We start from the raw sequence: 21,201 nt of genomic DNA, 5'->3' as shown, positions 1-21,201 counted from the left end.
CCTGCCGAACTCACGCAAAGCGCCACCCCCGACCGGGGGTGGCGTTTGTCGTCTACATACCCGCCTGCACCGCGTCCCAGATCAGCTTGACCGCGATCACCGCGAGAAGCGACAGGATCAGCCGGTCGAAGGCCTGTTTCGACAGGAACCGCGCCGCGAATGATCCGATGGGAATGCCCAGGAACATCGGGATCAGCGCGAGAAACGCCAGCAGCAACCGGTCCCAGGTCAGAATGCCCAGTGCGGCAAGCGCAGGCACCTGCGTGACCGACATTGCCAGAAAGAAGATGGCGATGGTCGCGATGAACTCCTTGCGCGGCAGGTTCAGCGCGTTCAGGAAGGTGATCGAGACCGGCGCGGACAACCCGCCCGCCCCCTGCATCACGCCGCCGATCAAACCCACGTAAGGCCCCATCTGCCGTCCGCGCGCACGCGACAACACCCAGTTCGGCCGTGCCAGGCGCAGCCCGATATAGGCGAAGACCACCCCCGCCAGCGCCCCCATCAAAAGCGGCACCGGCAAGGACGCCAGCAGGATCGACCCCAGCACAGCCCCAACCGCGCCCGTCGCGGCAAAGGTCCAGACAAAGCGATGCTCTGTCACCTCGGCCCGAAAGGCCCAGCTTTGCCAGATATTGGTGCAGAGGTTGAGCACGGAAAAGATCGCCACCGCCATCGGCACGTCAAACACGATGGCCAGAACCGGCACGCCCACAACCGGCGCGCCCGCTCCGGTGGCCCCCTTGAGGAACCCGCCCAGCAGGATGCCGACAAAGGCAAAGGCCAAAGACACCGGATCCATCAATGATCGTCCGACGCCGCAACCGACAGGTCCAGAAGCACCTGACGGCGTTCGGTGCGGATCACCTCGACCGCGCGGCGCAGGGCGTCGGGCAGGTCTGCGCCCCGCTCGATCCGTTCGGCATGCGCGCGGCTGGCACGGGCCACCTGCGTGAAGTCCGGCAGCGGCTCGAGCGAGGTGAGCGGGATGCGGTTCTGCCGTACCGCCGCCCCGTCCGGATAGCCCTTGACCACAGACCGGCGCACCGCGTTCCACATCGCGTTGTTCTTGATGATGGTGAGGATCGGCAGACCCAGCGCTTCGGCGATCTGGTGACAGGCAACCGGATTGGCGAACATGTACGATCCATCCCCCACACAGGCGATCACCAGCCGGTCCCGGTCGGCCAGTTGCGCGCCAAGGGCTGCAGGCATGGCCCAACCAAGACCGCCCGCATGGACGTTGGAGAACACGCGGTTCGGACCTTTCAGTTTCATATGCGGCAAGAGCAGCCCCAGCTCGGAAAACGCCACCGCGCTATCGTCCATGATGTCCGAGATGCAGGCGCTCATCCATTCCGCCGACATCGGNTCATCCATTCCGCCGACATCGGCCCGTCGCCGCCTGCATCGGGTTTTGGGCTTGCCTCGCGACGCGATGCGACCTTGGCGTGAATCCTCTGCCGACGTGCCACGGCAGCAGCGTCGGGTTCGTGCGACAACAACGCCTCCAGCGCCATCACCGGATCGGCGGTGATCGCAAGATCGGTGCGATAGCCGCGCACAGGTTGACGGCGGAACAGCGGATCGGGTCCGATATGCACGACGCGGACACCGTTTTGCGGCGCGCTCACCGCCTCGATCCACGGCACGGCAGAGTCGAGCACGATCACCAGATCGGCCTCCGCCGTGGCGGGTTTGGGGTTGTAGCCCAGCAGCGCCGGATCCTCCGAGGCCAGCACGTTGCGAATGCTGAACGGTTCCGACACGGCAAGGCCAAACGCCTTGGCACAGTGTGACAGGACCGTCGAAAGCCGCCCCTGCGGATCGCCGCGCTGGCACAGCACAACGGGCATCGAGGCCTCTGCGATCCATGCCGCAAGCTGGGCCATAGCCACGGGATCCGGGGCGGCAGGACGGGCGCGCGCGGGAACCGCTGCGGGCTTGAACCCGTCCGGCAGCGCTTCGGTCAACGGCTCCTTGGGCAGGCTCATGTAGACCGGCCCCTCGGGCGCGCTGACCATCAGGGACGCCGCGCGCTTGGTCACGCTGTCGGCCTGTTCGGGGTAGCGCAATTCGTAGTCGAACTTGACCACGTCGCGCACGAGGCTGGTCTGGTCGTACATCTCCTGCCCGTACTGGATCGGTGTCATCCGCCCGCCCTTGCGCCCCGATTCCGTCAGCGGCGTGCGCCCGGACAGCACGAAGACCGGAATATTGTCCGAAGCGGCGTTGATCACACCCATCACGGCATTGGCCAGACCGACATTGACATGCACCATCACCGCCTGCGGGGCACCGGTGACAAGCCAGTAGCCATGCGCCATCGCCATGCCCGCGGTTTCGTGCGGCACCGTGACCGGTGTCGGCACATCGCTTTCAGGAAGCCGCGCAAGCCCTTCGATAATGGGCGGAAAATCTGTTCCGGCATTGGCGAACAGATAGTCGATCCCGCACTGTTTCAGGGCGGTCAAAAGCGCTTCGCCCCCGGTCTTCGGCCGGGCCGTTTCTTCAAACATACGTCCTCCGTGAATCTCAGGCTTGATATTCCGCTGCCGCTTCGTAAAGTCAACTTATTCTCAATAATTGGGATTCTAACCCAAACGAGAACCACATTAGGGAGGACAACCATGAAGACGCTACTCACCGCCGCGGCGGTATTCCTGAGCGCGACACTCGGCACATCGGCCAGTGCGCAGAATGTCGGCATCGCCACATCGAACCCCGGCTCGCTGTTCCACAACATCGGCACTGCCGTCGCGAACGCCGCCAATGCGGCTGGTCTGAACACCACGATCCAGCCCGCCACCAGCCCCAACCAGTTCATCCCGTTCATCGACCAGGGCGGCATCGAATTCGGCGTCGCGAACCTTCAGGAGGTCGATTATGCCGTGACCGGCGACGCCTGGTGGGAGGGCCGCACCAACCCGAACCTGCGCGTCGTCGCGCATCTGATGCCGCTGGTCGAGGCGATCTTTGTCCGCGCCGACAGCGACATCATGAAGGTGTCCGACCTCAAGGGACAGCCGATGACCGATGGCTACACCGCGCAAAACACCATCCTGCCGCAGCTTTCCGCCTTTTATGCCACCGCAGGCATGACCCGCGACGATGTCCAGAAAATCTCGGTCGCCAGCGTCGTTGCCGGTGCCGATGCCTTCATGGCGGGGGACACCGTTGGCTTTATCTTCGCGCATGGCGCCGGCAAGGTCCGCGAGGCCGATGCCGCCGTGGGTGGACTGCGCGCACTGGGTGTCGAGGATGACGGCGATGCAGCCCTTGCGGCCGCGCGCGAGCATTGGCCGACCGCGTTCTTCACCACCCTGCCCGCAGGTTCCATGCCCGGAGTGCTCGAGGACACGGTCTACATCGCCTTCCCGCAGGTGATCTTCACCCACGCGGGCGCATCGGATGACGTGGTCTATGCAATGACCAAGGCCATCCACGAGAACGCGCAGGTGATGATCGACACCTTCCCGCCGTTCCGCGCCTTCAAGCCCGCAGACATGAAGGGCGAACAGGGTGTCGCGGAATACCACCCCGGCGCGCTGCGCTTTTTCGAGGAAGCGGGCCTGAACTGAGCCCCGGCGCGCGCCCCGACATGCGGGCGCGCGGTCCATCTGCCTGACCTCGAACAATCACGGATATCATGACAGCCATGCCTGCCCTGCCCGCGCGTCTTGCGACCCCTTTGGCCGACCTCTTCGCGGCCTGCCTTGTCCTGCTGGCAGTCGGCTGGGCGCTGTCGGTGCGGCGCAAGCTGGGGCTGGACCTTTATCCGCAGCAATTCTTCGCAGGCGTGCTGTTCTTTGCCCTGCCGCTGGCGTTCCTGACCCTGCCCGCCCGGCGCGGAACCGAACGGGAGGGCGTGCCGGTTTACGATCTGATCCTTGCGGGCCTGTCGATGGCCGCCCTTGGGTATGTGGCGGTCAAATATCCCGACCTCGTGCTGATGATCTTTTCCCGCCCGCCCGAGCTGTGGATTCCCAGCTTCATCATCATCGTGCTGCTGTTGGAGTCGCTGCGCCGCGCCACCGGCTGGGCGCTGGTCATCATCATCGCGGCCTTTCTGCTCTATGCCCTGTTCGGTGACCTGATCCCCGGACGGCTTCAGGGCAGACCACAGAACTGGCAATTGCTGACCGGCTATCTTGCGGTGGATTCAAACGGCGTTCTGGGTCTGCCGATGTCGGTTGCCGCGACCGTGGTGATCGCCTTCATCCTGTTCGGCGTGCTTTTGGGCATCACTGGCGGGTCGCAGTTTTTCACCGACGCGGCGATGATCGGCATGGGCCGGTTCCGCGGCGGGTCCATGAAGATCTCGGTTCTGGCCTCCGGCCTTTTCGGGTCGATCTCGGGCTCGGCTGTCGCAAACGTGGTGGGCACCGGCGTGGTCACCATCCCGATGATCAAGCGCGATGGCTACCCCGCCCACAAGGCGGCCGCGATCGAGGCCGTGGCCTCCACCGGAGGCCAGCTCATGCCGCCGGTGATGGGCGCATCGGCCTTCCTGATGGCCGAGTTTCTGGCCATTCCCTACAGCCAGATCGTCATGGCGGCCCTGCTGCCTGCGATCCTCTACTACGTGGCGCTGTTCATTCAGGCCGATCTCGAAGCGGCCAAGATGGGCATTCAGCGCGTGCCCGAATCCGAGATCCCCGCCCGGCGCACCGTGCTGGTCGGCCTGCATTTTGCCTCTGCCTTTGCCGTGCTGATCTACCTGCTGTTCTGGCTGCGCTACCAGCCCGAACGCGCCGCCCTCTGGTCGGCGCTGGCTTTGTGCGGCACCGCGCTGATCTTCGGCTATCGCGGCGCACGTCCTACGCTTCGCGCGCTTTTTGGCAGCTTTGCCCGCACCGGGCACGGCGTGGTCGAGATCCTTCTCATCTCGGCCGCGTCCGGCATGGTGATCGGGGTGCTCAACATCACCGGCCTCAGCTTCAACCTGACCTATGCGCTGGTGCAGGTGGGTGGCGGCAGCGCGATCACTCTGCTGGCATTGTCGGCGGTGGTCTGCATCATCCTTGGCATGGGCCTGCCCACGCTGGGCGTTTATGTCTTGCTCGCCGCGCTTGTCGCCCCTGCGCTGATCGAAGTGGGGATCGAACCCATCGCAGCACATCTTTACGTGCTTTATTTCGGCATGATGTCGATGATCACGCCGCCCATCGCCATGGCCGCCTTTGCCGCCGCCGCCATCGCCAAGGCACCCGCAATGGCCACCGGCTGGGCCGCGATGCGGTTCGGTTGGGCGGCCTACGTGATCCCGGTGCTGTTCGTGTTCAGCCCGTCGCTGCTCCTGATCGGTGAAACCACCGAGATCGTCTTTGCCGTGATCACCGCAAGCCTTGGCGTCTGGCTTGTCTCGGCCGGGCTGGCCGGGTATTTCTCGGACCGGTTGTCGCCGCTCAAACGGCTCTTGTTCATCGTGGCCGGCCTGATGGCGCTGGTGCCTGCCGGAGCTTTCGAAGGCGCGATCCTGACCGACGCGGCGGGCGTCGTGCTGGGTCTGGCGCTGATCGGCAACGAGGTGTTCCGCCGCCGCGCGGCAGCACCGCTGGCGCAGGAGGAGGCGCCATGAGATCGGTCTCCGGTTCCGGCGAGCGGCTTCTGGCAATCCTTGGCCTGTTTTCCGAGGACACCCCCGAATGGACACCCGAGGACATGATGCGGGCGCTTGGGTTTTCGCGCCCGACGCTCTATCGCTACCTCAAGACGCTCAAGGATGCGGGCTATCTCGTGTCGCTGCCTCAGGCAGGCTACACGCTGGGCCCGCGCGTGACCGAGCTTGATTTCCTCATGCGCCGTTCCGATCCGCTGATCACCGCTGCAGATCCGCATCTGGCGGCTCTGGCCGAGGCATTCATCGGCTCAGCATTCGTGGTCCGGTTCTATGATCAGAAAATGCTCTGCGTGGCGTCCCGCGTGTCGGCACCGGAACCGCGCTCGTCCTATCCGCGCGGTCGGCCCATGCCCATCGGCAAGGGCGCTGTCAGCCGCGCCATCGTCGCCTTTCTGCCCCCAAAGGACCGTTCCGCGCTGGTCAGCGACTATCTCGACGCTTTCGTCACTTCGGGCATCGGATCGACCAAGGAGGCGGTTCTGACCGAGCTGAAACGCATCCGCCGCAACCGCGTGGCCATCGCACGGGGCGAAGTCACGCCGGGCCTTGTCGGCGTTGCGGCACCCATTCTTGCGGGCGACGGCACCCCAATCGGCGCACTGTGCCTGTCCACGGAACAAGCCGCCCTGACACAGGACAGGCTGGACGCGCTGCGCACGGCCATCCGCGACCGGGCCGAGGCGATCTCGGACGCGCTGACCCAGCCCGACGCCCGCGCCATTGCCTGACCCATGACTGACCGGAAAGAGAGCGACATGACCACTGACCCTGCACGGCATTACATCGGCGGCGACTGGATTGGCGACGGCCCGCTGGCCCAGAGCGTGAACCCCGCCACCCTTGCCCCGCTGGGCCAGTACCACAGCGGCAGCGCCGATCTGACCGACGCCGCCGCCGCCACGGCCCGCGCCGCCTTCTTCAACACCGACTGGGCCCATGCACCGCGCCTGCGGTCGCAGGCCCTGCTCGAGATCGCGGACCGACTTGAAGCCGCAAAGAACGAGATCGCTGATCTGGTGGTGGCCGAGAACGGCAAGATCCGCTCCGAAGCCTTGGGCGAGACCATGGCGGCCATTTCCGAGACCCGCTACTACGCCGGCCTTGCCCGCGACATTCGCGGCTCGATGCAGGAAATCACGCCGGGCAGCCTGTCGCTGTTTCATCGCGAGGCGGCGGGGGTCGCAGGCATCATCGTGCCGTGGAACGCGCCGGTGACACTGCTCATGCGGTCGCTTGCTCCTGCGCTGGCCGCTGGCTGCACCGCCGTGATCAAGCCCGCGCATCAGACCCCGCTGGTGCATGCGCGCATCATGCAGGCCATCGCGGAGGCCTCGTCCCTGCCCAAGGGCGTGGTCAATTCGGTCAACGAAAACGGCATCGAGGTGGGCCGCGCCATGACCGCCTCACCCGATATCGACGTGATCAGCTTTACCGGCAGCAGCCGCACCGGGCAGGCCATCATGGCCGCCGCCGCCCCGACCCTGAAACGGGTGGGACTGGAGCTTGGCGGCAAGGCGCCTGCGGTGATCTTTGCCGATGCCGACCTCGATCATGCGGTGCATGAACTGACCCACGGAGCCTTGGCGATGGCCGGTCAGATCTGCGTTGCCGCCGCGCGGTTCCTTGTGCACGAGGCTGTCGTCGCCGATTTCGAGTCCCGCATCACCGCCGCGTTCAAGGCGGTGCGCGTCGGCCCCGGTGACCGGCCCGACAGCCAGATGGGATCGCTGATCGACATGGACAACCGCGCGCGGATCGAACGGCTGATCGAACAGGCGGGCGACGAAGGCGAGATCATCCTGCGCGGCGCGCCCCTGTCGGATGCCGCGTTCCTGACGCCCACCCTGTTCCGCATCGACGATATTGCCTCACCCTTGGTGCAGGAGGAACTGTTCGGCCCCATCGTGTCGATCGAAACTTTCGCGGACGAACAAGAGGCCGTCGCCAAGGCCAATGCCACCGCCTACGGGCTGGCCGCGTCGGTCTTCACCGCCGACCACCACCGCGCCCTGCGCATGGCACGTGCGATCCGGGCAGGCACGGTCTGGATCAACGCGCATCTGCGGCTCTTTGCCGAAGCCGAAACCGGCGGCTATGGCAAATCGGGGCTGGGGCGATTGCACGGACCAGAGGGACTGTATGACTTTCTCGAGACCAAACACATCTATTCCGAACCGGGCCGCATCGGAGGGACCGTATGAGCGACAGCTATGACGTGGTGATCAATGGCGGTGGACCTGTCGGTCTGGGCCTTGCCATCGAACTGGGCCAGCGCGGCATCCGTGTCTGCGTGGTCGAACGCTATCGCGAACCGCAGCCGATCCCGAAAGGGCAGAACCTCACCCAGCGCACCTCCGAGCATTTCCGCGCATGGGGTTGCGAGGAAGAATTGCACACCGCCCATCCCATTCCCAAGGGCGGCGGTATCGGGGGCATGACGGCTTACGGCAAACTGCTGTCGGATCACACCTATGACTGGCTGAACCGGTCACATGTGAAAGACTACTATTTCGCGCCCAATGCGCGGCTCCCGCAATACGCGACCGAACGTGTCCTGCGCGCGCGCGCAGCCGAGATTCCGGCGATCACGCTCCTGTACGGCTGGTCCGGGGACAGCCTCGAGATGACCGAAGGCGGCGTGCGCCTGACCATCGCGGAACGCAATGGCGACGGGCGGCAGGTGATCGAGGCGTCTTATGTCGTGGGCTGCGATGGCAGCCGGTCCTTCGTGCGCGAGCATGCCGGGATCAGCGAAACCCTGTCGGACCACAACCGTCTGATGGCACTGCTGGTGTTTCGGTCAGAGGAACTGCACGACCTGCTGACCCGCTATCCGGGCAAGGCGTTCTACAACGTGTTGCACCCGGATTACGAAGGCTACTGGCTGTTCTTTGGCCGGGTCGATCACGGGCTGTCGTGGTTCTTTCACGCCCCCGTGCCGCTTGGCACAACCGAGGACAATTTCGATTTCCGCGCGCTGCTGCACAAGGCGGTGGGTCAGGATTTCGCGCTTGATCTGGACTATGTCGGCTTCTGGGATCTGCGCGTGTCGCTGGCCGACAGCTACCGCGCCGGTCGCGCCTTCATCGCGGGGGATGCGGCGCACAGCCATCCGCCCTATGGCGGCTACGGGATCAACACCGGATTCGAGGACTCGCGCAACCTTGGCTGGAAACTGGCCGCTGTGATCGAGGGTTGGGGCAGCGATGCGCTGCTCGACAGCTACAGCGCTGAACGTCAGCCGGTCTTTGCCTCGACGGCAAGAGACTTCATCGAGAGCTTCATCCGCGAAGACCGCGAATTCCTCGAAAACCACGACCCCGCACGGGACGCCGCCAGCTTCGAGGCCGCGTGGAGAGCGCGTGCCGAAGGCGGATCGGGGGTCGAGGATTTCGAACCGAATTACGAAGGCTCCCCCATCGTGCCGGACAGCCAGGGCAAGCCCAGCGCCAAGGGATCGCACAGCTTTGTCGCGCGCGCCGGGCATCACCTGCCCCCCGCCGGCCCAGTGGGTCGGGACGTGGCGGATGTGCTTGGCCCGGATTTCACGGTGCTTTGTGCCGATCCGGGCGATGCAGCCGCGTTTCAACAGGCCGCGTCGGCATTGCAGGTGCCGTTGCTCACGCCGCCTTGCACTCCGGATTGGTTCGCCCCTTGGGAACAGCGCATCGTGCTGGTCCGCCCGGACGGGTTCGTCGCGTGGTCCGGCGATACGGTCACACCAGATACGGCGCAGAATGTTCTTGCTACCGCCATCGGCCGGACCAAAGCATAAACCATGGCAGAGCAACGGCATATTGTCCTGACCGGCGGCGCATCCGGCATCGGGGCGGCGGCTCTGGCCCTGTTCAAGGCGGATGGGCATCGGGTGACGGTCATCGACCGCAACGATCCCGGCAGCGCCGCCGACCGCTGGATCAGCGCCGATCTGTCCGACCTTTGGTCAATCCCGATGCTCGAACCGGTGTCGCGCATCGACGCGCTGGTCAACGCCGCAGGCCTGCCGCCAAGACCGGGGTTGGAAGCAACGATCCTGCGCGTCAACACGCAGGCCGTCATCGCGCTGACCGAACACCTGCTGCCGCATCTCACGCCGGGTGGGTCCATCGTCAACATGGCCTCAAAGGCGGGAGGCAGATGGCGCAGCAACTTTGCGCAGGTTCAGCGCTTTCTGGCGTTGCGCCCGTCCGAAGACCCGGAGGCGTTCATCAGGGCGGAAGCCATCGACCCGGTGCGCGCCTATGACCTGTCCAAGGAGGCGGTGATCGTATGGGGGCTGTCCAATGTCGCGCGGTTCCGCGATCTGGGCTTGCGGATCAACGCCGTCAGCCCCGCCGCCGTCGCAACGCCGATCCTCGACGATTTCATGACCGCCTTCGGCGAACGCGCCAGCCGCGGTGTCGATCTGACGGGCCGTGCAGGCCAGCCCGACGAGATCGCGCAGGTCATCCGCTTTCTGGCCTCGCCAGAGGCGTCCTGGGTCACTGGCTGCAACATCGAATGCGATGGCGGGCTGACAGCCCAGATCGAATACGCGGTCCTGACAGGCGGGGTCTAACCGCCGAACACATCCGCGTAGCGGTCGCGCAGCTGGTTCTTCTGCACCTTGCCCATCGTGTTGCGCGGCAGCGCCTCAACCACCTCGATCACGCGGGGGCGCTTGAACCCGGCAAGGCTTTCCCGAAGTGCCGCCTTGACCGCGTCGATGTCGATGGTCACGCCGGTCTCGGACACCAGCACCGCCACCACGCTTTCCCCGAAATCGGGATGCGGCGCGCCGATCACGGCGGATTCGCGTACACTTGGCAGCGTGTCGAGGAAGAGCTCAATCTCCTTTGGGTAGATGTTGTAGCCGCCCGAAATGATCAGGTCCTTGCCGCGCCCGACGATCTGCACATAGCCGTCCGCGTCGATCAGGGCCAGATCGCCGGTGATGAAGAACCCGTCCTCGCGCAATTCCTCGCGGGTCTTTTCGGGCATGTTCCAATAGCCTTTGAAGACGTTCGGGCCCCGCACTTCGAGCACGCCGATCTCGCCTTGTGGCAGCGTGACGCCGGTTTCGGGATCGCAGACCTTGACCTCGACACCCGGCAAGGCGAACCCCACGGTCCCGGCGCGCCGGTCGCCCTCGTAGGGATTGGAGGTGTTCATGTTGGTTTCCGTCATCCCGTAGCGTTCAAGGATGCGGTGCCCGGTGCGCTGTTCGAACTGCACATGAGTTTCCGCCAGAAGCGGCGCAGAGCCCGAGATGAAAAGCCGCATATGCGACGCCAACTCGGCGGTAAAGCGGGCGTCGTCCAGCAGCCGTGTGTAAAAGGTCGGCACTCCCATCATCGTCGTGGCCACGGGCAGGGCAGTCAGCACCGCCTCGATGTCGAATTTCGGCAAAAAGATCATCGCCCCGCCCGACAGCAGCAGCGTGTTGGTCGCCACGAACAGCCCATGGGTGTGAAAGATCGGCAGCGCGTGCAGCAGAACGTCGCGGTCGGTGAACTGCCACGCCGTCACCAGCGCCTCGGCATTCGAGAGCAGGTTGATCTGCGTCAGCATCGCGCCCTTGGAACGCCCGGTGGTGCCGGAGGTATAGAGCAGCGCCGCCAGATCATCGGGGTCACGCGGCACGATGTCGGACAGCGGGGATTGCGCGCGCACCGTCTCCATGAAGCTGCCCTCACCGTCCGGTCCAAGCGTCCGAAGCGTACAATCCGTGGCCCTTGCGATCGGCTCCACTGCTTGGGCCTCGCCCGGATCACACAGGAACAACGCAGCGCCACTGTCCTCGACGAAATAGGACAGCTCTGACGGGGTGTAGGCCGTGTTGAGCGGCAGGAACACCGCACCCGATTTCACGCAGGCCGCATAGAGCGCCAGCGCCTCGGCCGATTTCTCGACATGCACCGCAACGCGGTCGCCCGCCGCAACACCCAAGTGCGCCAGCGCGTTCGCCATCTGGCCCACAAGGTCGAGGAATGCAGCATGGGTGATGGTGCGCCCCTCGGTGAGGTGCAAAAACGGCGTCGCTTTGCCCTCATGCGGCGCAAAAAGCGCGTCATACAGCGGGTTGGCCATGGGACAGATCATCCTTTCGTCGTCACGGAACGGGTCAAGGCACCGGCCCGACCTTTCGCAGGATGCGTCTAGGCGACAGTATCGGGAAAATCAATCTGGGGCATGACGGGCAAAGCCCTACGTCAATGCACGCCCACCACGTGGCGTTTTCACCCCGCCCAGAGCGGTGCCAGCAGCAAGCCGCCCAACAGCCACGCATAGGCCAGCATCGCCACGACAAAGAGACCCTTCTCGGTCGCGTTCGACCCCCAATCCAGCCCGATCCCGAAGCAGCGGATTTTCCACGCCAATGCGCCCAGGGACAGCGTGAGGAACCCTGCGTTCAGGAACAGCGTGTAATCGACCTGAAAGAAATCCCGTTCGATCACGCTTTTCGCGCTCGACGGATCGGGAAGCATGCCCGCCAGCTTGAACCCGTAATGCATCGCGATGGTCGCCGCGACGAGGACGACAAGGAAAACACCCAGCACGTAAAGCGCGAACCTCCAGCCATAGTATTTCGCCTGAATGCGCAGCACAGGCAGCACCACCAGATCGCTGAAGATGAACGCCATCACCCCGGCAAAGCTGACTCCGTTGGAAAACAGCACCGCGGCCAAGGGGATGTTGCCCATCGAGCCGATGAAGGTGAAGAACGCCGCCAACGGCCCGACAAGCGCGTGCTGCACCAATTGGAGAAAGCCGATTTCCTCGGTGCCTGATCCGATGAACAGCCACTGGAAAAAGCGCTGCGGGACAAAGGCCGCGACGATCCCCGCCACGGTAAAGCCGATGGACACGTCTTTCCAGACCATCGCCCATTCCATGAAATAGCGGTTGGCGACCATGCGCCAGCCTTCGCGCCGACGGATCAGCTTGCGCCAGTCCGGCACCTCTTTGTCCCCCGACCCTTCCTGCTCGCGCGCGCGTTCGCGGGCCTGTTCGGTCAGCTTTTGCGGCGCGGTGAACCGGACGACCAGCCACATGAACAGGATCAGGAGCATACCGCCAAGATATTCGCCGACGACGAATTGCCATGACAGGAACACCCCGATGATGATGCCCAGCTCGATGACGAGGTTCGTGGAGGCCAGCAGAAAGGCCAGCGACGGCACCAGCCCTGCCCCCTTGGCAAAGAGCGACCGCGTTGTCGCCAGTGCCGCGAAGGAGCACGAACTTGACACGAAACCGAAGAACGTCCCAAGCGCCACACTTTTCGGACCGGCGTCCCCCATCGTGCGTTTCATGCGGGCTTCGGTGACGAACACCTGGATCATGCTCGAGATCAGGTAGCCAAGCCCGAAGGCCCAGAACGCCATCCAGAACAGCCCGGTCGTGGTGCGCGCCGCGTCATGCCATTGCGAAAAGAAGTCTTGTTCCATGAGGTTAAAGCGCCGATCCTGCCGGGAAAGTTCCAGCTTCGGCGATCCGTGTCGTGATACGTTAGGGTGCAACAGGCCAGACGTAGAGGATCATCGGCGTTGCAACCAACACGATCAGCACCTCAAGCGGCAGCCCGGCGCGCCAGTAATCGCCGAACCGGTAACCACCGCGTGTAAAGACCAGCGTGTTCGATTGGTGCCCGATGGGCGTCAGGAACGCCGAAGACGCGCCAACCGCCACCGCCATCAGGAACGGGTCCGCCGAGAAGGACAGGTTGTCCGCCATCCGTATGGCAATCGGTGCCATCACCAGCGCCGTCGCCGCGTTGTTGATCACATCCGACAAGAGCATGGTGATGGCCATCAGGATGGCGATCAGCGCCCAGACCGGAATATCCTGCCCATGCGCAACGATGGCTCCGGCCAGCACATTCGCAAGCTCTGTCGACACCATGGCATCGCCGACGGGAAACAAGGCCCCAAGCAGCACGATCAGCGGCCAGTCGATATGGCTATACAGCCCAAGCGGGCTGAGCGAACCGATGGCGACCATCCCCAGAACCGCCATCAGAAAGGCCATGGAAGAGCTCAAAACCCCGGTCGAGGTCAACGCAACCGCCGCGCCAAAGATCACCAAGCTGGCGATCAGACGCCTTGGCGCGCCAAGGTTGCGGTGCTTCTGACCCAGCGGGATCACCCCGAACCGGTCGGGCATTTCCCCGAGCGTCTCGGCGCTGCCTCCGACAAGAAAAACATCGCCCGCCGCAAGTTTCTGGGTCGCGATGCGCTGCTTCACCCGGCGGCCCTGTTGCGCCAAAGCGATGATCTCGGACTCGCGGCCGATCATCCGGTCGAGTTTCCCCAAGGTCTGCCCGATGGCCTGTGCATCGGCGGGCACAAGAAATTCCGACAATTCGTGATCGGTCCAATCATAGTCGTCCGGTGACTTTTCCGCGCCTTCACGGTGGATGCAAAAGAGGCCGTCGCTGATCAGCTTGTCCAGCGTGTCGTGGTCGATCCGGGCAAGGATCACATCCTCCGGTCCAACCTCCTGCACCCTGCGTGTCGGCGTGATGCCGTCCTCCGACAACACCCCGAGCATCTTGGCGTTTTCCGGCAGGCGGATCTGGATCTCGCGTGCGGTCAGGCCCTTGTAGTCGGACTCCTCGGTCAGCAAGAGCTCGACGATAAAATCCTGCCGCGAAAAGACGGTGTCGTTGTCGCTGTCCTGACTGCGGCGCTGCGGGACCAGCCGCCACCCCACAAGGATGAGGTAGATGAACCCGGTGACCGCCACGACAAGCCCGACAGGGGTGAAGTCGAACATGCCGAAAGGTTCGGCCCCGGTTGCCTTGTCGGTGCGCAGGTTCGCCACGATGATGTTCGGAGGCGTGCCGATCAGGGTGACCATCCCCCCCAGCATCGACCCGAACGCCAGCGGCATCAGGAACATCGACGGAGGCCGGTCCCGCGACCGCGCGCTCTGGATGGCGACCGGCATCATCAGCGCCAGCGCGCCCACATTGTTCATGAAGCTGGAGGCGAAGGTCACGCTGCCCACGAGATGGGTCAGATGCGTCAGCTTCTTTTTCGAGAACGCATCCACCTTCGCGGTGATCAGATCGACAACCCCGGAATTCTTCAGTGCGGTGCTGATGAGCAACACGCCGATCACGGTGATCACCGCAGGATGGCCAAAGCCGTCAAAGGCCTCGTCCGCGGGGGTCAGTCCCGTCACGACAGAGGCGATCAGCGCGCACAGGGCAACCACGTCGTGCCGCAGCTTCGTCAGGCCGAAGCCGATCAGCGCGCCCACGAGGATCGCGATCAGGATCATCTGATTCTGTGTCAGGGGTATCATCTCGATCGGTCTGTCTCCTTGTTGACTGGCAGCACTCCGCCCCGTGACAGGCCGTCATCCCTTTCGAATGACACAGCGCACGACGGGCGGTTGCGCGGCTTACCAGTACGGGCGGAAGCCGAAATGGGCGAACATGCTGTCTTCGTAATCGCGATCGACAGTCATGGTCGGATCGAATTCCGGGGCGTTCTTGACCTTGTCGCGGGTGACATCGACATAGATTTTCTGCTCGCTCCAGACGATTTCGCGCCGCCAGTCGGGCGAAATCAGCACCTTCTTGCCCGGCCACCAGTTCTTGGTATCGACCATGAGGTAACGGACCGCCCACTCGGTCTCATCGACCATGACATCCTCGATATGGCCGATGCTTCCGTCGGTGGCTTCGACGTTATAGCCGGTCACCTCGTTGGCGCTGCGGAGTTGGGGATCGCCAAGATCGCCGACCTGCACATTCTGGGGGTCTTCGGAGGACGCAGGCGGCGTGACCGGCATCGCCCCTGTCGGAAACATCCCGCCGGGTGCAGGATAGCCAAACCCGCCATACCAATAGGGCGTCCAGCCGTAATAGCCGTAGATGTCGGTCTCCATCTGGCGCGACACCGGCTTGTCACTGGCAAGGCCCGGCGCGTCCTTGATCTGCTCCTTGTCGAGATCGACCGGATATTCGCGCACATCCGTGTCAGGCTCACCAAGCGCGCTTGGCGGCAGCAGCACCTTGCGACCGGGAAGCCATGTCCCGGTGTCCACGACGACCCATCGCACGCCGAAATGGCTTTCGTCGAACAGCAGATCGTCAATGCTGCCGATCGTGCCATCCTTGGCGCGAAGCTGATATCCGGTGATGAGGGAACTGCGTTGCATGATCCTGTCTCCTTTCGTGGGTGGTCGTGTTGCGCCATCCGGCCAAGCCGCATGGCCGGCGGTCAGAGGCCGAACGGATAGGTGTCCGGCACGCCCTCGCGCGTCTTGTCGGTGTCCAGCGGCGTGATCGCGCGGGTCTCATCGAACCAGACCCATGCATCGAACTGCTGTGCCAGTGACGCCGCGGCGTAGTGACTCTGGAGTTCCGTTTCCGGGCGGTAGATCACGCCGATGAACCGTTCGAGCCTCTGCTCGGTCAAGCGACGGCGCACCGCTTCGTCGCGCTTCAGGTCGAGCAGGAACTGCGGCACGTCCGCATCGTGGCAAACCCGTTCAAAGCTGTCGTCCCGCGACGGGCGCACCTCTTTGACCTCCATGTCGCCACCCCAGTCCGTCGCGGCGGCGACCGTGCCCTTGTGGGTGCCGAACCCGATCAGCGCAGCGTCGTCGCCGAATGTCTCGCGGCACAGTTGGCCGATGTTGATCTCGTCCCGCACGGCACCCATTTCGGTCGCCCGCGCATCGCCGATATGGCTGTTATGCGCCCAGACCACGGCCTTGGCGTCCGGCCCCTTGGCCTCCAGAAGGTGTTCCAGCGTTTCGAACATGTGCGTGTCGCGCAGGTTCCAGCTTTCGGCACCGCCGTAATACATGATGCGGTAATACCGTTCGGCGGATTTCACCAACCGGGCATTCTGCGCGGCGTCAAGAAACTCGTTCCCGTCCTGCGCCTCGTAGTCCAGCCGCCGTTCCAGCAGGTCGCGCAGCTGTTGGACCACCTGATCCTCGCAATCCCGGTAGCCTTGGGTCAGCACCGCCCGGCCATAGGTGGCAGGGTCGTGCTGCCAAGGTGTCAGGCAGCCGTAGCGCTCGCGCGCAATCCGCGCCGCTTCCGGGTCGACATCGTCAAGATAGGCCAGCACCGCCTCGATCGAACTGCGCATGTTGTAGATGTCGAGACCGTAGAACCACACCTTGCGGTCCGCATCCGAGACAGTGGCATTGTGGCTGCGCATCCATTCGACCAGACCTGCGACAACCGTGTTTCGCCACATCCACGTGGGAAAGCGGGTAAAGGCGGGCTCTGCATCCTCGCGGGGCTTTTCGTGCCTGACATGGCGGTTGATCACAGCAGCATCCGGCCAGTCGGCCTCTGCGGCGACGATGGTGAAGCCGTGGTTTTCGATCAGGTGGCGGGTGATGGCCGCGCGGGCGCGGTAGAACTCGGACGTGCCGTGGCTGGCTTCGCCAAGAAGCACGACGCGCTTGTCGGCGTAGCGATCAAGGACCGCGCCGAATTCGGGATCGTCGATATCAGGCAGCGGGTCTGCCGCATCCGCAATCATCTGCGCAAGCGACCTGCCGCTGTTCTGCCCCGGCACGTGGTTGGATGCAGAGCGCCGTCCATCCTCGGTCCAGCCCTGCGCGCCGATCAGGGGCACGAACCGGACACCGCCGATATCGGCGTCATCCCAAGCGTCGGCCCCCATGCGCACCAGCTTGCGCAACCGCTGCGGACTGTCCTCTTCACCCACCGGAATGACCAGACGCCCGCCGGGTTTCAACTGACGCTTGAGCGAGGCCGGAACCGACGGTCCGCCCGCCGCGACGAGGATCGCATCGTAGGGCCCGGCATCGGGCCAGCCCAGCGTGCCGTCGCCGACATGGATGTCGACATTCTCGACGCCCGCCTTCGCCAGATTTTCGCGCGCCGTTTCGGCAAGCGGTTCATGGCGTTCGACCGTATGCACGCTGTCCGCGATATGGCCCAGCACGGCAGCGGCATAGCCCGAGCCCGCACCGATCTCCAGCACGCGATCACCGGGCCAAATTTCGGCCGCTTCGACCATCAGCGCGACGATATAAGGCTGCGAGATCGTCTGGTCGTGCCCGATCGGCAACGGTTTGTCCGCATAGGCGAATTCCTCGAACCCGTCGGCTACGAAGGCCTCGCGGGGAATGTGGCGCATCGCGTTCAGAACATGCGGATCGCGGATGCCACGACCGGCGATCTGGCGCGTCACCATCGCGTCGCGCTGGTTGGATCTGTCGATCAGTTTCACCATGTCCGGACTCCGTGGATGGATGCTGGATCAGCCGTGACACGGTCACGGCCCGCGCGGTCAATCGACCGCTTCGGCATTGATGGATTGCTTTGCCAACTCGGTCAGAAGGGTGTCGGCTGCCTTTTCCTGATCGCGGATCGCCAGCAGCGTGTTCATGTCGTCGTCATGGCCCAGCATCTTGGCCCAGCTGGCCAGCGTGCCGTAGACGGCGATTTCGTAATGTTCGATCCGTTGGATCGACGCGATCAGACCGGCATCGCGCAAGGCCCCTGCCTTCAGCATGTTGACCCATTTGTGGCTTTCGTCGATCAGGCGGGACATCGACTGGTCAACATGCTGACCGGGGTCGACATCGTGCCGCTTGAGAATGGCCTCGACATCATCACACTGTGCGCGGGTGTCGACCAGATGGCCTTCGAGCATCTCTTTCAGGGCGACAGCCGTGGCGTCGTCTCGCATCCGGGCCAGCGCGTCGGTCAGTTGCATCGCGACGGAACGCGCCTCCTGCAACTCCTGAAGGTAGATTTCGCGGAAAGTGGTGAGTGTCATCACGGTCTCCATGTCAGTTTCCTGGGTGTGCCGTCGCGCATCGCGAAAAGGTGCGTCAGCCTGCGACGGGCGGCGGCGGCGCGGCGGCCCACGGCCAGAGGATCGCGATATAGCCCAGCCAGAACAGCAGCAGGATCATCACGATACCAAGGCCCGCTCCTGCGACCGGATAGTACCGATACCGTCCGCCGTAACGATAGGGACGACGCTCGCGCGTGTAGTCCCAGCCGGGTGCTGCGGCGATTGCAAAGACAACAAGGAAAACCAGAAGCCAGAACCAGAAAAGGGCCATGACGGAACCTCCTTTCACGGACGGGCCACTGCTGCGGCCCGTGTCAGAAAATGCAGAGTTCAGAGCGCGTTACACCCTTTGACAAAGGCGAACGCAGAACAAACGGCGTTACATCCGACTAACATTCGGTGCGTCTGACAGTTCCGAGGTCCGGCAAGATTTCATTGTGCTGGTGTGTTGGGATGCGTTTGGCCAAGGGACGCCGGGAACGGTGTTTCACGGCAGCAGGGCGTTCAGAGATAGACGCGCGGGTTGCGTATGCCCCAGTCTGCAAAGAGGTCGGGCAGGATCGTGAGGAATTGCGCAACCGCGTCAGATGGCGCGACCCGCAAGGCGTCCTCACCGCCGAACACGGTTGCCTCGTCCCCGACCTGCACATCGGCAATCCCGGTCATGTCCGCGACGATGGAATTCATCGACACCTTGCCCAGCACAGGGGCAAGGTGCCCCCGGATCAGGACCGCGCCGCGATCCTGTGCGATGCGGCTGTACCCGGCGGCATAGCCGATGGAAATGCAGGCCAGACGGCGATCCCTGGACAGGAGGCACTCGCGATCATAGCCCACTGCCGCGCCCTTCGGATAATCGCCGATATGCACCACGCGCGACTTGAGCTCCATCGTCGGGCGAAACCCCTGCCCGTCATTCAGCACCCCGTAAAGAATGGCCCCGCAGCGATACATGTCGGTCTCGATCCGCTGCCCGGAAAGCAGCGTCAGGCTGCTGCCCGCATGGACCAGAAGGTCAGCCCGGTTCAGACCGCTGTTGGCGCAGACCCACGTGACCTGATCCGCGAAGAGATCGGCGCCGTGCCTGAGCGGGTGCGGATCATTGCTGGAAAAATGCGTGCAGATGCCGATGATGTGCGCCGCTAGCTCCGCAAGGATCGCGCGACACTCACGCCGGCCCTCGTCTGTCGCCAGATCCAGCCCGTCGCGCGACATGCTCCCGGCGTTCAGCGCAAGATGCACACCCACCTGCGCGCGCCCCCCTTCGATGAGCGCGCGCATCTGTCGGGCGGCAAGGATGGACCCCACCTGCTCTTCCACACGGTCCGCCAAGGCGGCTTCGGTTTCTTCGGGCGTCGCCGCGCGCAACCGGAACAGCCTGCCGGTGAACCCCGCGTCCCGCACGGCGCGCGCCTCGGCGTTCGAGGTGATGCCGATCCGCGTGACGCCACGATCCAGCAACACGGGAACCACCCGCGCGATTCCGTGCCCGTAGGCGTCGGCCTTCATGACCGCGCAGAAAGTGGTGCCTTCGGGCAGCAGCCCCAGCGCCAGGTCAAGGTTGTCGGAAATGCGGTCCAGGTGAATCTCGCACCATGAACTTGGGACAGGCTCGGACATGGTCAGGCCTGCGCGCGACCCAGAATGTGGTCGACGATCCCGAGGAACATGTCGGTCATGATCGGGATCAGCGCATCCGGGAAGTCATAGTCTGGATTGTGCAGTTGCGGATGGTTCTCGCCCGCGCCGACATAGAGCATGGCCGCCTGCGCGCCGTCCCCGCCGATGCGGCCGAAATCCTCGGACCAGCGCATGGGCGTCGGCATCTCGTGGACCGGGCGGTCCTGCGAAAGCGCGACCTTCCGCGCCATCTCGGTCGCCTCGGCGTCGTTGGTCACCGACAGGAAAATGTCGTGCCACGAAATATCCACGGACAGGTCCGCGCACTGCTGGTCCACCAGCGCCTGAGCGTCCGCGACCAGCGCCTCCATCCGGTCATCGGTCATGCAGCGCAGGGTTACGCGCACCTCTCCCAGTCCAGGGGCGATGCCGAAGGTCGGCTCTCCCAGCCGCGCATGGGTCAGGGTGCTGAGGGCAAAGTCCGGATCACCGATCTCCCCGGCGCCCAGCCCCGGCAGCGCCTGCATCAATGCCGCCATTGCCGGGCCCGGCGACAACCCATCCTCGGGAACCGCCGCATGCGAGCTTTTTCCCTCGAGCAGGATCTGCATGCCGCGCGATGCGCAATTGCCCGGTCCCGGCCGCAGCCCGATCTCGCCCAAGGGACGTCCCGGTACGTTGTGATAGGCAAAGGCGTAATCCGGTCGGATCTCCGGCCAACGCGGATCATCGATCACGGCCTTGGCCCCCGCGCCGGTTTCTTCGGCGGGTTGGAACAGCAGGATCACCCGGCCTTTCGCGGGACGTCTGGACAGACCCGTGGCCACCCCCAGCAGCGACACCATGTGCCCGTCATGTCCGCAGAGATGCCCCTTGCCTTCGACCTCGGACGCATGGGGCAGATCGGAGATTTCGAGGATCGGCAACCCGTCAAGTTCACAGCGCAAAAGCACTGTGGGACCGGGCTCAAGCGCCGCGAACTCTGCCGCAACGCCGTGACCGCCAAACCCGCGCCAAATGCGATCCGCCCCGAGCGCCTCAAGCTCCTGCGCGATACGGGCCGCAGTCAGAGCCTCTTCGCCCGAGATTTCCGGTCGACGGTGCAGCGCATGCCGCAGCGCGGTCAGGTCTTTGATTTGGGTCTTGGTCAGAACAGTCATGGCTTGGCTT

The 21,201-nt window shown here is 64.2% G+C and carries 18 protein-coding genes; 6 read left to right on the top strand and 12 right to left on the bottom strand.

What is annotated here, in order from left to right; all coding sequences use genetic code 11:
• Positions 1-52: 52 nt before the first annotated feature.
• The 3 genes from IEV82_RS04960 to IEV82_RS04955 are packed head-to-tail and all read right to left on the bottom strand — an operon-like array spanning position 53 to position 2,519.
• Positions 53-802, bottom strand: a complete 750-nt coding sequence (locus IEV82_RS04960) for a sulfite exporter TauE/SafE family protein (protein ID WP_188480873.1) — start codon at positions 800-802, stop codon at positions 53-55.
• A complete protein-coding gene (locus IEV82_RS23530) occupies positions 802-1,368 on the bottom strand; it encodes a thiamine pyrophosphate-dependent enzyme (RefSeq protein ID WP_229747681.1) in 567 nt (188 codons plus the stop codon). Before IEV82_RS23530 ends, IEV82_RS04960 begins: the two co-directional genes overlap by 1 nt.
• Positions 1,350-2,519 carry a thiamine pyrophosphate-binding protein gene (locus IEV82_RS04955; RefSeq protein ID WP_229747680.1) on the bottom strand — a complete coding sequence of 390 codons (1,170 nt, stop codon included), beginning with the start codon at positions 2,517-2,519 and terminating at the stop codon, positions 1,350-1,352. The genes IEV82_RS23530 and IEV82_RS04955 overlap by 19 nt, the downstream gene beginning before the upstream one ends.
• A gap of 111 nt (positions 2,520-2,630) precedes the next feature.
• On the opposite strand from IEV82_RS04955, the gene IEV82_RS04950 reads away from it, so the two are divergent.
• The 6 genes from IEV82_RS04950 to IEV82_RS04925 all read left to right on the top strand — a co-directional run bounded on the left by IEV82_RS04950 (position 2,631) and on the right by IEV82_RS04925 (position 10,181).
• Positions 2,631-3,581: a TAXI family TRAP transporter solute-binding subunit gene (locus IEV82_RS04950; RefSeq protein ID WP_188480872.1), complete on the top strand. Its 951-nt coding sequence runs from the start codon at positions 2,631-2,633 to the stop codon at positions 3,579-3,581.
• A gap of 68 nt (positions 3,582-3,649) precedes the next feature.
• Entirely contained in the window at positions 3,650-5,581 is a 1,932-nt protein-coding gene (locus IEV82_RS04945; protein ID WP_229747679.1) for a TRAP transporter permease, read from the top strand.
• Positions 5,578-6,351 (top strand): IclR family transcriptional regulator, encoded by a 774-nt coding sequence (locus IEV82_RS04940; RefSeq protein WP_188480871.1) that lies wholly within the window; start codon positions 5,578-5,580, stop codon positions 6,349-6,351. Before IEV82_RS04945 ends, IEV82_RS04940 begins: the two co-directional genes overlap by 4 nt.
• A gap of 27 nt (positions 6,352-6,378) precedes the next feature.
• Positions 6,379-7,824, top strand: a complete 1,446-nt coding sequence (locus IEV82_RS04935; protein ID WP_188480870.1) for an aldehyde dehydrogenase family protein — start codon at positions 6,379-6,381, stop codon at positions 7,822-7,824.
• Positions 7,821-9,398, top strand: coding sequence for an FAD-dependent monooxygenase (locus tag IEV82_RS04930; RefSeq protein ID WP_188480869.1), 1,578 nt, complete (start codon positions 7,821-7,823; stop codon positions 9,396-9,398). The genes IEV82_RS04935 and IEV82_RS04930 overlap by 4 nt, the downstream gene beginning before the upstream one ends.
• 3 nt (positions 9,399-9,401) lie before the next feature.
• Positions 9,402-10,181, top strand: coding sequence for an SDR family oxidoreductase (locus IEV82_RS04925; RefSeq protein ID WP_188480868.1), 780 nt, complete (start codon positions 9,402-9,404; stop codon positions 10,179-10,181).
• Here the strand turns inward: IEV82_RS04925 and IEV82_RS04920 are convergent.
• From IEV82_RS04920 to IEV82_RS04880, 9 genes are all read right to left on the bottom strand, one after another.
• A complete protein-coding gene (locus IEV82_RS04920) occupies positions 10,178-11,692 on the bottom strand; it encodes a malonate--CoA ligase (protein ID WP_188480867.1) in 1,515 nt (504 codons plus the stop codon). The two genes, IEV82_RS04925 and IEV82_RS04920, sit on opposite strands and share 4 nt — an antisense overlap.
• Positions 11,693-11,841: 149 nt before the next feature.
• Entirely contained in the window at positions 11,842-13,053 is a 1,212-nt protein-coding gene (locus IEV82_RS04915) for a permease (protein ID WP_188480866.1), read from the bottom strand.
• Between the two features lie 61 nt (positions 13,054-13,114).
• On the bottom strand, positions 13,115-14,914 hold the full coding sequence (locus IEV82_RS04910) for an SLC13 family permease (RefSeq protein WP_188480865.1): 1,800 nt from the start codon (positions 14,912-14,914) through the stop codon (positions 13,115-13,117).
• Positions 14,915-15,013: 99 nt separating this feature from the next.
• Entirely contained in the window at positions 15,014-15,775 is a 762-nt protein-coding gene (locus IEV82_RS04905; protein ID WP_188480864.1) for a PRC-barrel domain-containing protein, read from the bottom strand.
• 62 nt (positions 15,776-15,837) lie between these two features.
• Positions 15,838-17,841, bottom strand: a complete 2,004-nt coding sequence (locus tag IEV82_RS04900; protein WP_229747678.1) for a protein-L-isoaspartate(D-aspartate) O-methyltransferase — start codon at positions 17,839-17,841, stop codon at positions 15,838-15,840.
• Between the two features lie 57 nt (positions 17,842-17,898).
• Positions 17,899-18,390, bottom strand: coding sequence for a YciE/YciF ferroxidase family protein (locus IEV82_RS04895; RefSeq protein ID WP_188480863.1), 492 nt, complete (start codon positions 18,388-18,390; stop codon positions 17,899-17,901).
• A gap of 55 nt (positions 18,391-18,445) precedes the next feature.
• Positions 18,446-18,682, bottom strand: a complete 237-nt coding sequence (locus IEV82_RS04890; RefSeq protein WP_188480862.1) for a hypothetical protein — start codon at positions 18,680-18,682, stop codon at positions 18,446-18,448.
• Positions 18,683-18,915: 233 nt separating this feature from the next.
• On the bottom strand, positions 18,916-20,031 hold the full coding sequence (gene alr, locus IEV82_RS04885; protein WP_188480861.1) for an alanine racemase: 1,116 nt from the start codon (positions 20,029-20,031) through the stop codon (positions 18,916-18,918).
• A 2-nt stretch (positions 20,032-20,033) separates the two neighbouring features.
• Positions 20,034-21,191 carry an amidohydrolase gene (locus tag IEV82_RS04880; RefSeq protein WP_188480860.1) on the bottom strand — a complete coding sequence of 386 codons (1,158 nt, stop codon included), beginning with the start codon at positions 21,189-21,191 and terminating at the stop codon, positions 20,034-20,036.
• Between the last annotated feature and the right edge of the window lie 10 nt (positions 21,192-21,201).

Origin of the sequence: Marivita lacus (assembly GCF_014637725.1) — a bacterium.
GTDB classification, from domain to species: Bacteria; Pseudomonadota; Alphaproteobacteria; order Rhodobacterales; family Rhodobacteraceae; genus Marivita; species Marivita lacus.
The sequence above is the reverse complement of the archived record's forward strand: the minus strand, read 5'-3'. Positions and strand labels throughout refer to the sequence as shown.

Excerpts from the sequence above, each read along its gene's own strand:
- IEV82_RS04960 (WP_188480873.1), bottom strand. The coding sequence starts at position 802 with ATGGATCCGGTGTCTTTGGCCTTTGCCTTTGTCGGCATCCTGCTGGGC.
- IEV82_RS23530 (WP_229747681.1), bottom strand. The coding sequence starts at position 1,368 with ATGTCGGCGGAATGGATGAGCGCCTGCATCTCGGACATCATGGACGAT.
- IEV82_RS04950 (WP_188480872.1), top strand. The coding sequence starts at position 2,631 with ATGAAGACGCTACTCACCGCCGCGGCGGTATTCCTGAGCGCGACACTC.
- IEV82_RS04945 (WP_229747679.1), top strand. The coding sequence starts at position 3,650 with ATGACAGCCATGCCTGCCCTGCCCGCGCGTCTTGCGACCCCTTTGGCC.
- IEV82_RS04940 (WP_188480871.1), top strand. The coding sequence starts at position 5,578 with ATGAGATCGGTCTCCGGTTCCGGCGAGCGGCTTCTGGCAATCCTTGGC.
- IEV82_RS04935 (WP_188480870.1), top strand. The coding sequence starts at position 6,379 with ATGACCACTGACCCTGCACGGCATTACATCGGCGGCGACTGGATTGGC.
- IEV82_RS04930 (WP_188480869.1), top strand. The coding sequence starts at position 7,821 with ATGAGCGACAGCTATGACGTGGTGATCAATGGCGGTGGACCTGTCGGT.
- IEV82_RS04925 (WP_188480868.1), top strand. The coding sequence starts at position 9,402 with ATGGCAGAGCAACGGCATATTGTCCTGACCGGCGGCGCATCCGGCATC.
- IEV82_RS04920 (WP_188480867.1), bottom strand. The coding sequence starts at position 11,692 with ATGGCCAACCCGCTGTATGACGCGCTTTTTGCGCCGCATGAGGGCAAA.
- IEV82_RS04915 (WP_188480866.1), bottom strand. The coding sequence starts at position 13,053 with ATGGAACAAGACTTCTTTTCGCAATGGCATGACGCGGCGCGCACCACG.
- IEV82_RS04910 (WP_188480865.1), bottom strand. The coding sequence starts at position 14,914 with ATGATACCCCTGACACAGAATCAGATGATCCTGATCGCGATCCTCGTG.
- IEV82_RS04905 (WP_188480864.1), bottom strand. The coding sequence starts at position 15,775 with ATGCAACGCAGTTCCCTCATCACCGGATATCAGCTTCGCGCCAAGGAT.
- IEV82_RS04900 (WP_229747678.1), bottom strand. The coding sequence starts at position 17,841 with ATGGTGAAACTGATCGACAGATCCAACCAGCGCGACGCGATGGTGACG.
- IEV82_RS04895 (WP_188480863.1), bottom strand. The coding sequence starts at position 18,390 with ATGACACTCACCACTTTCCGCGAAATCTACCTTCAGGAGTTGCAGGAG.
- IEV82_RS04890 (WP_188480862.1), bottom strand. The coding sequence starts at position 18,682 with ATGGCCCTTTTCTGGTTCTGGCTTCTGGTTTTCCTTGTTGTCTTTGCA.
- alr (WP_188480861.1), bottom strand. The coding sequence starts at position 20,031 with ATGTCCGAGCCTGTCCCAAGTTCATGGTGCGAGATTCACCTGGACCGC.
- IEV82_RS04880 (WP_188480860.1), bottom strand. The coding sequence starts at position 21,191 with ATGACTGTTCTGACCAAGACCCAAATCAAAGACCTGACCGCGCTGCGG.